This is a genomic window from Gillisella vitis (assembly GCF_021559775.1).
Classification (GTDB): domain Bacteria; phylum Pseudomonadota; class Alphaproteobacteria; order Rhizobiales; family Rhizobiaceae; genus Allorhizobium; species Allorhizobium ampelinum.
The window spans coordinates 1,304,368-1,319,097 of the sequence record NZ_CP056047.1; the positions used below are offsets into that span (position 1 = coordinate 1,304,368).

Genomic DNA, 14,730 nt, shown 5'->3' on the forward strand with positions numbered 1-14,730 from the left:
ACATGGTGCGTTACGTGGATATGTCCGCCGCCGCTGATCTTCTTGGCCGCAGCAACAGGATCATGGTCGTCGGTTGTTCGGGAGGTGGCAAAACCACGTTGTCGCAAAAGCTCGCGTCTCGCTTTGATCTCGACTATCAATCGATTGATCGCGATGTCCGTTGGCTTCCCGGCTGGCGAGAAAGAGACAGACAGGCTCAGCGAGACATTATTGCTGAACTGGTCTCACATGAACGTTGGGTAATGGACGGAAGTAGTCCCTCGACGTTCGATTTGCGATTACCTCGGACAGATCTGGTGATCTGGGTAAAAATGTCTCGGATGGCTTGCCTTCGCGGCATCGCCGGGCGCGTCTGGCGTAACTATGGCAAAGTCCGCATTGCCATGGCCGAAGGCTGCGAAGAGCCGTTGCCTGATCGGGAATTTCTTTCTTACATCTGGAATTTCGAGCGCAAGCACGCACCGATCTTCATCCGCAATTTCGATCTTCACGGCCCGGACGTTCCGGTTCTGGTGCTGAAATCCCGCCGAGAGGTCACACGTCTTCTCGACCTCATCGGCGCTTCGGGGTAGGGCGCTTCTTCCGATTTTTATGCCGCAAACGCTGCCGCCGGTTGCCTGCTGCTGGAGAGGATCAGCAAAGTCGCTGCGGAAACGGCGGAGGCTCCCATGATATACCACGCTACGGACGCGGCGCTGCCGGTCGTTGCCACCAGCCAGGCGGTGATGATCGGGGTCATTGCGCTGCCCAGCACGCCAGCCAGCATGTAGCAGATCGACAGGCCGGTATAGCGCACGCCGGTCTCGAACAGTTCTGACAGAAAGGTGGCAATCGGTCCGAAATTGGCGGCAAAGGCTGTCATCATCAGCAGGAAGCCGAGGAGCACGCCCGGCAAACCGCCATGGTCCATCAGCCAGAACATCGGGAAGGCAAACAGGATTTCCGCAAAGATCCCGGCGAGAATGACATTCCGGCGGCCGACCCGGTCCGAAAGTGCGCCAAACAGCGGTAGAAGCACAACACAGACCGCGCAGGCGATCAGGATCATCGCCAAGACCTGCTGCTTGGGAAAATGCAGCGTCTGCGTGCCGTAGGACAGGCCGAATACCGCGATCAGATTGAAAGACGAGCCAATGGATAGGGTGGCAAACCCGCCAAGCAGAACCTTTGCCCAATGCCGTCGCAACAGATCGGCGAGCGGCAGGCGCTGCGTCTCTGCCTGCTGTCTGTGGCGGGCAAATGCTGGCGTTTCGCTCACCGACATGCGCACGTAGAACCCGATGGCGACGAGCACAATACTGATCAAAAACGCTACTCGCCAACCCCAGAGCAGGAAGCTTTGTTCCGAGAGGACCGAGGATAAGACCAGGAAGGCGGAATTGGCCAGAAACGTACCGGCGGGAACGCCGATCTGCACCCAGGACCCGTAAAGCCCACGCTTGTTTGGCGGTGCATGTTCCACCGCCAGAAGCACGGCTCCGCCCCATTCGCCACCCAGGGCCAGCCCCTGCAAAAGCCGCAGCACGACGAGGAGAACAGGCGCCCATACTCCGAGTGTTTCATGGCCGGGCAACAGGCCGATGGCGAATGTGGCAAGACCCATCAGGCTCAACGATAGCATCAATGTCGATTTTCGCCCCAGCCTGTCGCCGAAATGGCCGAAAAGGGCTGCGCCCACCATGCGCGACAGATAGGCCGAGGCGAAGGTGCTGAAAGCCAGCAGCGTACCCACCAGCGGATCGACGCTGGGAAAGAACACCTTGTTGAACACCAGAGCCGAGGCGGTGGCGAAAATGAACAGGTCGTACCACTCGATGGTGGTGCCGATCACGCTGGCCAGCATGATCTTGCGCAGTTCCTTGCCTTGAAGAGGTTTATGGGTGGCTACGTTGTCATTGGTCGAGGGAGCGGCCATTGGCGGTTCCTTGCTAAAATAATTCGATTCTAAAACAGCTTAGCGACTTTTTGACTTTGAATGAGGGAAGGCTAGCACCTCAGGCGAGACCTTGCCAGCAACCGGAAATTTTGGTTTCAAATTGCTGTGAGTTTTTATCAGGATGTTATGTCACACTGCGGTTTTGAGGAATTTCCCTGTAAATTTTCCAAACCACAGGCGTGGCTTCTTGATCTTGCCGTTGCGCAGGATTAAGTGCGGCTTATGCCGAAGTTTGAAACCCGCCGTATTGTCCAGCACTCAGCCGATCGCATGTATGAGCTCGTCGCCGATGTCGAGCGCTATCCCGAATTCGTGCCGCTTTGCGAGGAACTTGCCGTGCAATCGCGCAAGGAGCGCGATGGCAAGACTTTGCTGATCGCCAATATGACCGTGGGTTACAAGGCGATCCGCGAAACCTTCGTTTCGCAAGTGCTGCTGAAGCCGGACGAGCGGGCTATCGATGTCAAATATCTGGAAGGCCCGTTCAAATATCTCGACAACCGCTGGCGTTTCGAAGACCTCGGCGATGGCACCTGCGCGGTGAATTTCTACATCGATTACGAGTTCAAAAGCATGATTCTCGGTGCCCTGATGGGCTCGATGTTCGACCGGGCGTTCCGGATGTTTTCCGAGGCCTTCGAGACCCGGGCCAATAAGGTTTATGGCACCGTCTGAGTGCCCGAACCTATCGGCCGCTTCTCGATGTAATGTCCGTAAAGCGTGGTGATGACGGATAGGCTAATCATCATCAGGAAAGCGCTGGATATCGTTTCCCATAATATACTGAGGACGATAGGACCGTCGCGGAGAAGATATGTTGTCACCAGAACAGGAACGGCGATGACATACAACATCACAGCGACACCGAGACAGGCGAGATTTTCCGCCCTGGTTGCATCCCAAGCCTCTCTTATTGTCATGGATGTACCAAGTGCCGCGCTTGGCAGAAGCGTCGACAGACGCGTTGCCATGGTGATAAGCCCGAAAGTCGCGACAAATGACAACAGAATGAAAAATAGGTCCAGAAATCTGATGTCGCGGGCAATAAGATTGAACAGGACGATGGGTATGGCGACCATTATCACCAACAGGCCAATCAACAAGCCTTTCAAGAAGTAGGATACGATGCGGGCACCATGAAATCGCGGCATAAGCCGTGGATATTCATCAATCAGGATAAAGCGATGCCAGGCGACCGCAATCCAAAGATAACTTACGAAGCCATACAATTCAGAAACGATAAGCATAGCCCGCAAAATTGCGTCGTTCTCAACGGTGACGAAGCCCGCATAACCAATAGTCAGGGCCTTAAGCGATAAGGCTATTGCGATAAATGGTGCCGTAATCTTTATCGCGGCGAACCAATTGTTAAATGTCAGTTTTAATGCGTGTTTGAAAAGCTTCCAAAACTTCATCCAAATTCACCTGTTAAATCGGGTGACGCAAATAAAAAGGTTAATTCAAAGGGAGCATACACTGCGGCAACACCGTACCTGTTCCAGTCTTCTATGCTGGAGATAGAGTGGCGCAATGCGCAATCAAGTCGAATGCTGCTGGATGTCTTTTAGTAAGGCGAGCGCGGTTCTTATGGTCGCTAGGCGGATCGCTTCGCGCCCATGGTTTTCATAGTGCATTTCCCGATGGCAGGCTGCGCCTGTTCGCGCCAGTGCTGCGATATGCACCAGCCCAACCGGTTTCTCGTCGCTGCCACCGCCCGGCCCAGCGATACCGGTCACAGCAACCGAAACGGAGGCGCCTGAACGGTAGAGGGCACCGTGGGCCATGGCGAGCGCCGTTTCGCGCGACACGGCACCGTAGGTTTCCAGCGTCAGCGATGGCACGCCCAGCATGTCCATCTTCGCCTGGTTGGAATAGGTGACGTAGCCGCGATCGACAACGGCGGATGATCCGGCAATTTCGGTCAGCAGACCAGCGATCAGCCCGCCGGTGCAGGATTCGGCGGTAGCGATGGTCAGGCCGCGTTTCGCGAACTCTTCAATGATGGTCCGTGCGGCCTTTTCCAGATCATCGGGAAACAGGCTCATTGCGGCTTTCCCTGAAAAACCACAGTCGCTGTGGCAATTGCTGCAATACCTTCGCCCCGGCCGACAAAGCCAATTTTCTCATTGGTCGTGGCTTTGACCGAGCAGCGGTCCAGCGCAATGCCGAGAATCTCGGAGAGTTTTTCGCGCATGATCTGGCGATGCGGGCCAATTTTTGGTGCTTCAGCGATCAGCGAAATATCGGCATTCATGATTGTGCCGCCCGCATCGCGCACGATGTTTGCGGCATGTTCCAGAAAGATCCGGGATGCGGCACCGCGCCATTGCGGGTCTGATGGCGGGAAGTGGTCGCCGATATCGCCAGCCCCGCAGGTGGCCAGCAGCGCATCGGTCAGCGCATGTAGCGCAACGTCTGCATCGGAATGGCCGCTCAAGGCCTGGTCATGGGCAATGAAAATGCCGCAAAGCGTCACGCCATCGCCCGGCACCAATTGGTGGACATCATAGCCATTGCCGGTGCGCACATCGGGCAAAGCGTTATGAGAGAGGCGGGCATCGGCCATTTCAAGATCCCGTTTCACGGTCAGTTTTACATTGTCAGGCGAGCCTTCCACCAGATGGACAGTTAGTCCCGCCCATTCGGCGATGGCGGCGTCATCGGTGAAATCCTCTCGTCCAGCGCTTGCGGCGTCTTCGTGAGCAGCCAGTATTTTAGCAAAGTGGAAGCTCTGCGGTGTTTGTGCTGCAAAAAGTCCGCTGCGCGCGACAGTATCGACGACTCGCGCACCCTCATCGCCACGTTTAAGCGTATCGGTCACCGGGATGGCGGGCAAGACGGCTTCGGCACCATCGTCGAGCCGGGTGATAATCCGTTGCAGCATCGGCTGATCGAAAAACGGGCGGACCGCGTCATGGATCAGCACATAATCCGGCTTTTGATCCTGCAAGGCTCTCAAGCCCGCCAGAACCGATTGCTGCCGGGTTTTGCCGCCGTGGGTGATGGTCAGCGAGGCAGCGAGCTGCGGATAGGGGGCGAGGGCATTGGCCAGCAAGGCCTCGTCATCGGGATGAATGACGACGATCAGGGTCGCCTGCGGGAGAAGATCTGCGAAGCCTAGCAGGCTATGGACAATAACAGGCTTTCCGCCGATCCGCCGATATTGCTTCGGTCCCTCGCTGGAGGCGCCAGCGCGCTCTCCCCGGCCTGCCGCGACCAATATCACCGCTGTTGACCTTGCCCCGTCCGCTTGAATATGCACCATGTCATTCCAGTGTTTGAAACAGATTTCCGCCTTGTCTATCGGTGCGGTCAAAAGTTTTCCAGCATTTGCCCGAAAAATTGTCGGTATCGCTTGGAAAGAGCTTGGCAATGATCTTTTTTATGTCTAAAAATCGGGCAAATTAGTATCTTGCCCGAAAGTTAGACATTTGCAGCAACCGGATCTCCAGACAGGGTTCAGTATTGCCTCGGTTGCCATTCGCAACCGAGTCGTGCTTGCGCCGATGTCCGGCGTCACTGACCTGCCGTTTCGGCAATTGGCCTTTCGCCACGGGGCCGGGCTGGTGGTGACGGAAATGGTTGCCAGCCGCGAACTTGTGTTCAACGCGGCGGAAAGCTGGTCGCGGCTGAAGGGTGCGGGCCTTACCCCACATATGGTGCAATTGGCCGGGCGCGATCCGCATTGGATGGCGGAAGCGGCGAAAATTGCCGAGGCCAATGGTGCTGATATTATCGACATCAATATGGGGTGTCCCGCCAAGAAAGTCATTGGTGGTTATGCCGGATCGGCGCTGATGCGCGAGCCGGAGATTGCGCTGGCGATGATCGAGGCGACAGTCAAGGCCGTTTCCATACCCGTCACCGTCAAGATGCGGCTTGGCTGGGATTCCGATTCGATCAACGCGCCGGACCTGTCGCGCCGCGCGCAGGATGCCGGTGTGCAGGCAATCACTGTACATGGCCGCACCCGCATGCAGTTCTACGAAGGCCGGGCCGATTGGGATGCGATTGCCGCTGTGCGTGATGCGATTTCCATTCCGTTGATTGCCAATGGTGATATCGACACCCTTGGCGATGCGCAGGAAATCCTGCGTAGGTCTGGTGCCGATGCGATTATGCTGGGGCGCGCCTGCCAAGGCCGGCCCTGGCATGCGGGTGTGCTGGCTGGCCACGCGCCGCCAAGCGCGGAGGAAATTCCAGCGATTGCCGTCGCCCATTACCGCGCCATGCTGGATCATTACGGCGCGCATGTCGGCGTTCGCCATGCGCGAAAGCATGTCGGCTGGTATCTGGAGCGGCATGGGGTGCAGCTTGATCCTGCCGAAAAGACTGGGCTTATGACATCGAAAGATCCCGACCATGTCGCCGACCGCCTGTTTGCGGCGCTGGCTGGCGCGGCACCAAACCCGCTTGAGGAGGCCGCATGAGCAATGAACCGAAACCCGGCGATAGCAATATACTGGCGATGGCTGTGCTCAACGCCATCCAGAACCCGGTGGTCATGGTCAATGGCGAGGGACATATCGTTTTTGCCAATTGGGAGGCAGAGGCGTTTTTCGGCGCCAGTGCCAGCCACCTCGCCCGCCACAAGATTTCCACCTTCATTCCGTTCGGCAGTCCGCTGCTGGAACTGATCGATCAGGTGCGGGAGCGGCGGGCACCCGTCAATGAATACCGTGTCGATCTCAGTTCTCCCCGGCTTGGCCAGGACAAGCTGGTCGATCTCTACGTCGCACCGGTCACTGTCGAGCCGGGCGCTGTCGTCGTGGTGTTTCAGGAACGCTCGATGGCCGACAAGATCGACCGTCAGCTCACCCACCGCGCTGCCGCGCGCTCCGTCACCGGCCTTGCCTCGATGCTTGCCCATGAAATCAAGAACCCGCTGTCCGGCATTCGTGGTGCGGCGCAATTGCTGGAAAGCTCCGTGCCTCCAGAGGATCGCAGCCTGACCCGGCTGATCTGCGACGAGACCGATCGGATTGTCTCGCTGGTCGACCGTATGGAGATCTTTTCCGACGAGCGGCCCGTGGATCGCACCTCGATCAATATCCATTCGGTGCTGGACCATGTGAAGGCGATTGCTCAGGCAGGCTTTGCCCGGCATCTGAAGATCACCGAGAGCTACGACCCCTCGCTGCCGCCGGTGTTTGCCAACCGGGATCAATTGGTGCAGGTGTTTTTGAACCTGATCAAGAATGCCGCCGAGGCGGTGGGCGATCGGGCCGACGGCGAAATCCAGCTGACCACGGCCTATCGCCCCGGCATAAGATTGTCGGTTGCCGGATCACGGGAAAAGATCTCGCTGCCGCTGGAATTCTGCGTTGCCGATAATGGTCCGGGCGTGCCTTCCGACCTTCTGCCGCATCTGTTTGATCCGTTCATTACCACCAAGACCAACGGATCTGGCCTGGGCCTTGCCCTGGTTGCCAAGATCATCGGCGGCCACGGCGGTATTGTTGAATGTGACAGTCAGGGCAACCGGACACTATTCCGCGTGTTGATGCCGGTTTCCAAGGAAACGGTTGATGACGACGCTCCCTTTGCGAAATCCGTGGGAAGATCAAGATGACAGCCACTATCCTTGTTGCCGATGACGATGCTGCGATCCGCACCGTTTTGAACCAGGCGCTGAGCCGTGCTGGTTACGATGTGCGCATCACGTCGAATGCCGCAACCCTGTGGCGCTGGATTTCAGCCGGTGAGGGCGATCTTGTCGTCACCGACGTGGTCATGCCGGACGAAAACGCCTTCGATCTCCTGCCACGCATCAAGAAGGCCCGGCCCGACCTACCGGTTTTGGTGATGAGCGCCCAGAACACCTTCATGACCGCCATCCGCGCTTCGGAAAAGGGCGCCTATGACTACCTGCCCAAGCCCTTCGATCTGACCGAACTGATCGCCATTATCGGCCGGGCGCTGGCCGAGCCAAAGAAAAAGCCGGCGCGGCTGGGCGATGACATGCAGGACGGCATGCCGCTGGTTGGCCGTTCCGCCGCCATGCAGGAAATCTACCGGGTTCTGGCCCGGCTGATGCAGACCGATCTGACGCTGATGATCACTGGCGAATCCGGCACGGGCAAGGAATTGGTCGCCAAGGCGCTGCATGATTACGGCAAGCGCCGTAACGGTCCCTTCGTGGCGATCAATATGGCGGCTATTCCGCGTGACCTGATCGAATCAGAGCTGTTTGGCCACGAAAAGGGTGCGTTTACCGGGGCGCAGAACCGCTCAACCGGACGCTTCGAGCAGGCCGAGGGCGGCACTTTGTTTCTGGACGAGATTGGCGATATGCCGATGGATGCCCAGACCAGGCTCCTGCGTGTTCTACAGCAGGGCGAATATACCACGGTCGGCGGGCGTACGCCGATCCGCACCGATGTGCGTATCGTTGCCGCCACCAACAAGGACCTGAAACAGTCGATCAATCAGGGCCTGTTTCGCGAAGACCTTTATTACCGGCTGAACGTCGTGCCGCTGCGGCTGCCGCCCTTGCGCGACCGGGCGGAGGATATTGCCGATCTGGTGCGCCATTTCATCCAGCAGGGTGAGAAGGAAGGTCTGGATGCCAAGCGATTCGAGCAGGAAGCGCTCGAAGTGATGAAATCCTATGCCTGGCCGGGCAATGTTCGTGAGTTGGAGAACCTGGTGCGCCGGTTGATGGCGCTTTATCCACAGGATGTTATCACCCGCGAAATCATCGAGCAGGAACTGCGCTCCGACATTACCGACAGCCCGCTGACCAAGGGTGGTTCGGGTGGTGGCCATATGACCATTGCCCAGGCGGTCGAGGAAAATATGCGCAGCTACTTTGCGTCCTTCGGCGATAACCTGCCGCCGCCCGGCCTTTACGACCGGGTTTTGACCGAAATGGAATATCCTCTCATTCTCGCAGCCCTGACGGCAACCCGTGGAAACCAGATCAAGGCCGCCGATCTTTTGGGTTTGAACCGAAATACGCTGCGCAAGAAAATCCGCGAATTGGGTGTTTCGGTTTACCGCAGCTCGCGTAGCGCTTGACATTCACCTGATAGGCGTTGCAATTTCGCCACAATGCGTTGCTCAATAGCAACGGTGGAGAGCTTTAACGGTAAAGCTTCGTTTCGTGTTCCTGCGCCTTCGGTCGTGGGACGCGGTTCTGTTTGCATCCTGTATCGACAAGAGGCAGCAGGGACCTAGTTTGCCGATAACGGCCTCTCATCTTTCCGTTTGCGGAGACGAGACTGGATGAAAACGCGGCGGCCTGCGGGGCAGACCGAAGAGGAAGCGGCGCTAACGCTGCTACAGGAACGCAAGTCCTCCTTTGCCTTGCCGGGCCTTATTCTGGCCGGGGGCGCGCTGGCCTGTGCCATGTTCACCCTGCCGGTCCTGCTTGGCCTCACTCCAATTGCGCCGACATCGAATGTGCTGATCGGCTCGGTGGTCATCAATACGCTTTTCGTGCTTGGCCTGCTGTTTCTGATCGGTCGGGAAGTCAGCCGTCTCGTCAAGGCGCGGCGCCGGGGGCGGGCGGCGGCCAGGCTGCATGTGCGCATCGTCGTGTTGTTTTCGATTGTGGCGATTACACCGGCGATCCTGGTGGCAATTTTCGCCAGTATTACTCTCAATGTCGGGCTGGATCGATGGTTTTCGATTCGTACTCAAGGCATCATCAATTCATCGATGAATGTGGCTCAGGCCTATATGCTGGAAAATGCCAGCTATTTGCAGGGCCAGACGATTTCCATGGCGACGGATCTGGAGCGAAACCGCCCGTTGTTCTTCCTCGACCGCACCGGTTTTATCGAGTTGATGACCCGTCAGGCCAAGGGACGCGGGTTGCTGGGTGCCTTTCTGGTTCGCAAGGACGGCACGCCCATCCTTCAGGCGGATATTTCGACTGAAAAGCCGCTGCCTGCCATTCCGCAGGATGCGTTGGACAAGGCCGCTGCTGGCCAGCCGACGCTGATCCCGCCGGGTGTCACCAATCTGGTCGGCGGGATCATCAAGATGGATTCGCTGAGCGGCGCCTATCTCTACACGATCCGTGCCGTTGATCCGAAGGTCATGCGGGCCATGCGTGAGATGGAGGACAATACCGCCGAATACAAATCGATGGAGGCGGGACGCACCACGCTGCAAATCGCCTTTGCCGTTCTCTATCTCGGCTTTGCGCTGATCGTGCTGCTGGCTGCCATCTGGACGGCGATTGCCGTTGCCGACCGCATCGTTCGGCCGATCCGGCTGTTGATCGGCGCTGCCGACAATGTCGCGTCAGGCAATATGAACGTCGTGGTACCGGTCAGGGTGGCCGATGGCGATGTCGGAAGCCTGTCGCGCACCTTCAACAAGATGATTTCCCAGATCCGCACCCAGCGTGATGAGATTCTGGAGGCCAAGGACGAGGTCGATGACCGCCGCCGCTTCATTGAAGCGGTGCTGTCGGGCGTGACGGCGGCGGTGATCGGTGTTGAGGACGATGGCCGGATCACCATCGTCAATCCTTCGGCGGAACTGTTTCTGGCGCGCGGCGCCGAGCAATTGCTGGGCGAGAAGCTGGAAACGGTTGCCCCGGAGATCAACACGGTATTTGCCGAAGCCGGGCTTCGCCATCGCGGTGATTTCCGCAAGCAGATCAATCTGGTGCGCAGCGGCAAGGAGCGGACTTTGTCGGTGCAGGTGACGCGCGAGGAAACCCGCAACGCCACCGAATCCTATGTGATCACGCTGGATGACATTACAGACTTGGTGATTGCCCAGCGCTCCACCGCCTGGGCCGATGTGGCGCGACGGATCGCCCATGAGATCAAGAATCCGCTAACCCCAATTCAGCTCTCGGCAGAGCGATTGAAGCGCCGCTTCGGCAAGCAGATCGCCAGCGAGGACCGCCAGGTCTTTGACCAATGTACCGATACGATCGTCCGTCAGGTCGAGGATATCGGCCGGATGGTGGATGAGTTCTCGTCCTTTGCCCGGATGCCGAAGCCGACCAAGCAGCCGGCCGATCTGCGCGACGTCTTGAAGGACGCAATCTTCCTGCGGGAAATGGGCCATAGCGATTGTGAATTCATCCGCGACGTTGGCGAGTTTCCGCTTGAAGGTTCGTTCGATGCCCGCATGCTGGCCCAGGCCTTCGGCAATCTGATCAAGAATGCGGTGGAAGCAATTGAAGCGGTACCCGCCGATGCTGAGAAACTGCCGGGCCGGGTGTGGATCAGGGCGGCAACGGACGAAGGGCGTGACGGTTTCGTGGTGGATATCATCGATAACGGCAAGGGACTTCCGGTCGATAATCGCCACCGCATTCTGGAGCCCTATATGACGATGCGGGAGAAGGGCACGGGCCTCGGTCTCGCCATCGTCAAGAAAATCATTGAAGAGCATGGTGGTCAGCTTGAATTGCATGATGCACCGGCTGAGTTCGACGGCGGGCGTGGCGCGATGATCCGCGTTGTGCTGCCGCGACAAGCCGGGGCAGCCTCTGCCGCCACTGAAGAACATGATAAGGAAGCAGCTTATGGCCTCTGACATCCTGGTGGTTGACGACGAGGAAGACATCCGCGACATCGTCTCCGGTATCTTGAGCGACGAAGGACATGAAACCCGCACGGCGCACGATGCCGACAGCGCTCTCGCGGCAATTTCCGACCGGGCGCCCCGGCTGATCTTTCTCGATATCTGGATGCATGGCAGTCGGTTGGACGGGCTGGCCTTGCTGGATGAAATCAAGGCCCGGCATCCCGACCTGCCGGTGGTGATGATTTCCGGTCATGGCAATGTCGAGACGGCGGTTTCGGCCATCAAGCGCGGCGCTTTCGACTTCATCGAAAAGCCGTTCAAGGCCGACCGTTTGATCCTGATTGCCGAGCGGGCGCTGGAAAATTCTAAGCTGAAACGTGAAGTGACCGAATTGAAACGACGCACCGGCGATGCCAATGAATTGATCGGCAGTTCGGTAGCAGTCTCGCAACTGCGCCAAACCATCGAGAAGGTCGCACCGACCAATAGCCGGATCATGATCGTCGGCCCGTCCGGTAGCGGTAAGGAGTTGGTGGCGCGGATGATCCACAAGCGCTCGGCCCGCGCCGCCGGGCCGTTCGTGACGCTGAATGCCGCAGCCATCACCCCTGACCGCATGGAAGTGGCGCTGTTCGGCACCGAAGGCGGTCCCGGCCAGTCGCGCCGCATCGGTGCGTTGGAAGAGGCGCATCGCGGAATTCTCTATCTGGATGAAGTCGGCGAAATGCCGCGCGAGACCCAGAACAAGATCCTGCGGGTGCTGGTTGACCAGCAATTCGAGCGCGTCGGTGGCAACAAGCGGGTCAAGGTTGATGTGCGGATCATTTCCTCCAGCGCTTATAATCTCGAAAGCCTGATTGCCGAAGGCCGGTTCCGTGAGGATCTGTTTCACCGTCTGGCAGTGGTGCCTGTGCGGGTTCCGCCGCTGGCTGAACGGCGTGAGGATATTCCCTTCCTCGTCGATATGCTGATGCGCCATATCGCCGAACAGGCGGGCATTCGCCAGCGCAAGATCGGCGAGGACGCGATGGCAGTGTTGCAGGCCCATGACTGGCCGGGCAATATCCGGCAATTGCGCAACAACATCGAGCGGCTGTTGATCCTGACCCAGAACGATGGGGCAGATGTACCGATCAGCGCTGAAATGCTGCCGACGGATCTTGGTGAGATGCTGCCAAAAGTCTCCGGTCGCAGCGATTACCAGATTATGACTTTGCCGCTGCGCGAAGCCCGCGAAATGTTCGAGCGCGATTATCTGATCGCCCAGATCAACCGCTTTGGCGGCAATATTTCCCGGACGGCGGAATTTGTCGGCATGGAGCGATCGGCGCTACATCGGAAGTTGAAGTCCCTGGGCGTTTGAGCTGGCCTGGGCATTGGCTGGAAAGGGAAACCATTGCAATTTGACAATGAATTTGCTTGGGGTTTTCTCGATTGCGGAACGACTTCCGATTTGATACCAAACATGACTGATGGGCATTTGGGGAAGCCTGTCCAAAAAAATTAGAAAATTGCAACCGGCACCCCCGACCGGCAAGATAGAAAGAAGCGGCGCCATGGCGGAACGTTCTCAGAATTTGCAGGACCTATTTCTCAATACGGTTCGCAAGCAGAAGATTTCCCTCACTATTTTCCTGATCAACGGCGTGAAGCTGACCGGCGTCGTCACCTCGTTCGATAATTTCTGCGTGCTGTTGCGTCGCGATGGGCATTCCCAGCTCGTCTACAAGCACGCCATTTCGACCATCATGCCGGGCCAGCCCATGCAGATGTTCGAAAGCGAAGAAGCCGCATCATAAATTCGACAAGACTTCCTGCCGGAACAGAATGGGTTGATTTCCGTTGGACAGGCGGAACAATCCATTTTTGGCGTTTAACAACAGGACAACGGCTATAGCCAATCGAGACACCACATCCGATAGCATTATTCCCGAACAGGAAATGCACCGCGACGACATGCGCGCCGTGGTTCTTGTTCCGGTGTTGAAGCAGGCCCGATCCACTGAAAAGGCCTCGGCTGAGCATGGTCCGACCACGACCCGCAGCCACGAGAGCCGATTGGAAGAGGCCATGGGCCTTGCCCGCGCCATCGATCTGACAATCGTGCAAGGCCTGATCGTTGCCGTCAATCAGCCGCGTCCGGCGACCCTGATCGGCAGCGGCAAGATCGAGGAAATCAAGGCGCTGCTCGATAACCATGATGCTGGTCTGGTCATTGTCGACCATCCATTGACGCCGGTGCAGCAGCGCAATCTGGAAAAGCAATGGAACGCCAAGGTCATCGACCGCACGGGTCTGATCCTGGAAATCTTCGGTCGCCGCGCCTCCACCAAGGAAGGCACATTGCAGGTCGATCTCGCCCATCTGAATTACCAGAAGGGCCGCCTGGTGCGCAGCTGGACCCACTTGGAGCGTCAGCGCGGTGGTGCGGGTTTCATGGGCGGTCCCGGCGAAACCCAGATCGAGGCCGACCGGCGGATGTTGCAGGATCGCATCGTGCGGCTGGAACGCGAACTGGAACAGGTGGTGCGCACCCGCCAATTGCACCGCGCCAAACGCCGCAAGGTGCCGCATCCGATCGTTGCCCTTGTCGGCTATACCAATGCCGGAAAATCGACACTGTTTAATCGGATCACCGGGGCAGGTGTACTGGCCGAGGATATGCTGTTTGCCACGCTGGACCCAACGCTGCGCCGCATGAAATTGCCACAGGGCCGCACCGTCATTCTCTCGGATACGGTTGGCTTCATCTCGGACCTGCCGACCCATCTGGTCGCAGCCTTTCGCGCTACGCTTGAAGAAGTGCTGGAAGCGGACCTGATCCTGCATGTGCGTGACATGGCCGACCCGGATAACGGCGCGCAGGCGGGTGATGTTATGCGGATTCTCTCCGACCTTGGCATTAATGAAAAAGAGCGTGACGAACGCATTATCGAGGTCTGGAATAAGATCGACCGGCTGGAGCCGGAAGCGCATCAGGCGATTGCTGAAAAGGCCGCTGGCCGGCAAAACGTGATGGCTGTTTCGGCAGTTACGGGTGAGGGGGTTGACGCCCTGATGGCCGAGATCGCTCAACGGCTTTCCTGTGTGGTGACGGAAACCACGGTGATTTTGCCGCCAGATAAGCTCTCCCTGATCTCCTGGGTCTATGAGAACACCATGGTGGACAGCCGGGAGGACCGAGATGATGGCTCGGTTTCGCTCGATTTACGCCTGTCAGAGCAGCAAGCCAGCGCGTTGGAGCGCAAGCTTGGCCTGATCCAGCCGGTTCGCAGCGAGGATTGGGACTGATGAAT

Annotated in this window: 13 protein-coding genes; 9 read left to right on the plus strand and 4 right to left on the minus strand. The window is 58.0% G+C overall.

Features of this window, described 5'->3' with window-relative positions; genetic code table 11:
• Positions 1 to 2 precede the first annotated feature (2 nt).
• Positions 3 to 572, plus strand: a complete 570-nt coding sequence (locus tag AVCG78_RS06160; protein WP_071206703.1) for a P-loop NTPase family protein — start codon at positions 3 to 5, stop codon at positions 570 to 572.
• Between the two features lie 17 nt (positions 573 to 589).
• Here the strand turns inward: AVCG78_RS06160 and AVCG78_RS06165 are convergent, their stop codons facing one another.
• Positions 590 to 1,915, minus strand: a complete 1,326-nt coding sequence (locus tag AVCG78_RS06165) for an MFS transporter (protein WP_071585104.1) — start codon at positions 1,913 to 1,915, stop codon at positions 590 to 592.
• Between the two features lie 243 nt (positions 1,916 to 2,158).
• Here AVCG78_RS06165 and AVCG78_RS06170 point away from each other — a divergent pair, with 243 nt between their 5' ends.
• Positions 2,159 to 2,611, plus strand: a complete 453-nt coding sequence (locus tag AVCG78_RS06170) for a type II toxin-antitoxin system RatA family toxin (RefSeq protein WP_071206701.1) — start codon at positions 2,159 to 2,161, stop codon at positions 2,609 to 2,611.
• Here the strand turns inward: AVCG78_RS06170 and AVCG78_RS06175 are convergent.
• The 3 genes from AVCG78_RS06175 to AVCG78_RS06185 all read right to left on the minus strand — a co-directional run bounded on the left by AVCG78_RS06175 (position 2,596) and on the right by AVCG78_RS06185 (position 5,201).
• Positions 2,596 to 3,351, minus strand: coding sequence for a hypothetical protein (locus AVCG78_RS06175; RefSeq protein WP_071206700.1), 756 nt, complete (start codon positions 3,349 to 3,351; stop codon positions 2,596 to 2,598). The two genes, AVCG78_RS06170 and AVCG78_RS06175, sit on opposite strands and share 16 nt — an antisense overlap.
• 123 nt (positions 3,352 to 3,474) lie before the next feature.
• Positions 3,475 to 3,981: a CinA family protein gene (locus tag AVCG78_RS06180; RefSeq protein WP_071206699.1), complete on the minus strand. Its 507-nt coding sequence runs from the start codon at positions 3,979 to 3,981 to the stop codon at positions 3,475 to 3,477.
• A complete protein-coding gene (locus AVCG78_RS06185) occupies positions 3,978 to 5,201 on the minus strand; it encodes a bifunctional 2-C-methyl-D-erythritol 4-phosphate cytidylyltransferase/2-C-methyl-D-erythritol 2,4-cyclodiphosphate synthase (protein ID WP_071206698.1) in 1,224 nt (407 codons plus the stop codon). The genes AVCG78_RS06180 and AVCG78_RS06185 overlap by 4 nt, the downstream gene beginning before the upstream one ends.
• 166 nt (positions 5,202 to 5,367) lie before the next feature.
• On the opposite strand from AVCG78_RS06185, the gene dusB reads away from it, so the two are divergent.
• The 7 genes from dusB (at position 5,368) to hflX (ending at position 14,725) form a co-directional block, all read left to right on the plus strand.
• Positions 5,368 to 6,366 (plus strand): tRNA dihydrouridine synthase DusB, encoded by a 999-nt coding sequence (dusB, locus tag AVCG78_RS06190; RefSeq protein WP_071206697.1) that lies wholly within the window; start codon positions 5,368 to 5,370, stop codon positions 6,364 to 6,366.
• Positions 6,363 to 7,508 carry a two-component system sensor histidine kinase NtrB gene (locus AVCG78_RS06195; RefSeq protein WP_015915942.1) on the plus strand — a complete coding sequence of 382 codons (1,146 nt, stop codon included), beginning with the start codon at positions 6,363 to 6,365 and terminating at the stop codon, positions 7,506 to 7,508. Before dusB ends, AVCG78_RS06195 begins: the two co-directional genes overlap by 4 nt.
• Positions 7,505 to 8,956 (plus strand): nitrogen regulation protein NR(I), encoded by a 1,452-nt coding sequence (gene ntrC / locus AVCG78_RS06200; RefSeq protein WP_015915943.1) that lies wholly within the window; start codon positions 7,505 to 7,507, stop codon positions 8,954 to 8,956. Before AVCG78_RS06195 ends, ntrC begins: the two co-directional genes overlap by 4 nt.
• 207 nt (positions 8,957 to 9,163) lie before the next feature.
• Positions 9,164 to 11,443 carry a sensor histidine kinase NtrY-like gene (locus AVCG78_RS06205; RefSeq protein WP_071206696.1) on the plus strand — a complete coding sequence of 760 codons (2,280 nt, stop codon included), beginning with the start codon at positions 9,164 to 9,166 and terminating at the stop codon, positions 11,441 to 11,443.
• On the plus strand, positions 11,433 to 12,797 hold the full coding sequence (gene ntrX / locus AVCG78_RS06210; RefSeq protein ID WP_015915945.1) for a nitrogen assimilation response regulator NtrX: 1,365 nt from the start codon (positions 11,433 to 11,435) through the stop codon (positions 12,795 to 12,797). Before AVCG78_RS06205 ends, ntrX begins: the two co-directional genes overlap by 11 nt.
• A 193-nt stretch (positions 12,798 to 12,990) precedes the next feature.
• A complete protein-coding gene (hfq, locus tag AVCG78_RS06215; RefSeq protein WP_003539403.1) occupies positions 12,991 to 13,233 on the plus strand; it encodes an RNA chaperone Hfq in 243 nt (80 codons plus the stop codon).
• Positions 13,234 to 13,375: 142 nt separating this feature from the next.
• The gene (gene hflX / locus AVCG78_RS06220) at positions 13,376 to 14,725 is read left to right on the plus strand and encodes a GTPase HflX (RefSeq protein ID WP_143049425.1); all 1,350 of its coding nucleotides are present in this window, start codon (positions 13,376 to 13,378) and stop codon (positions 14,723 to 14,725) included.
• Positions 14,726 to 14,730: the final 5 nt, after the last annotated feature.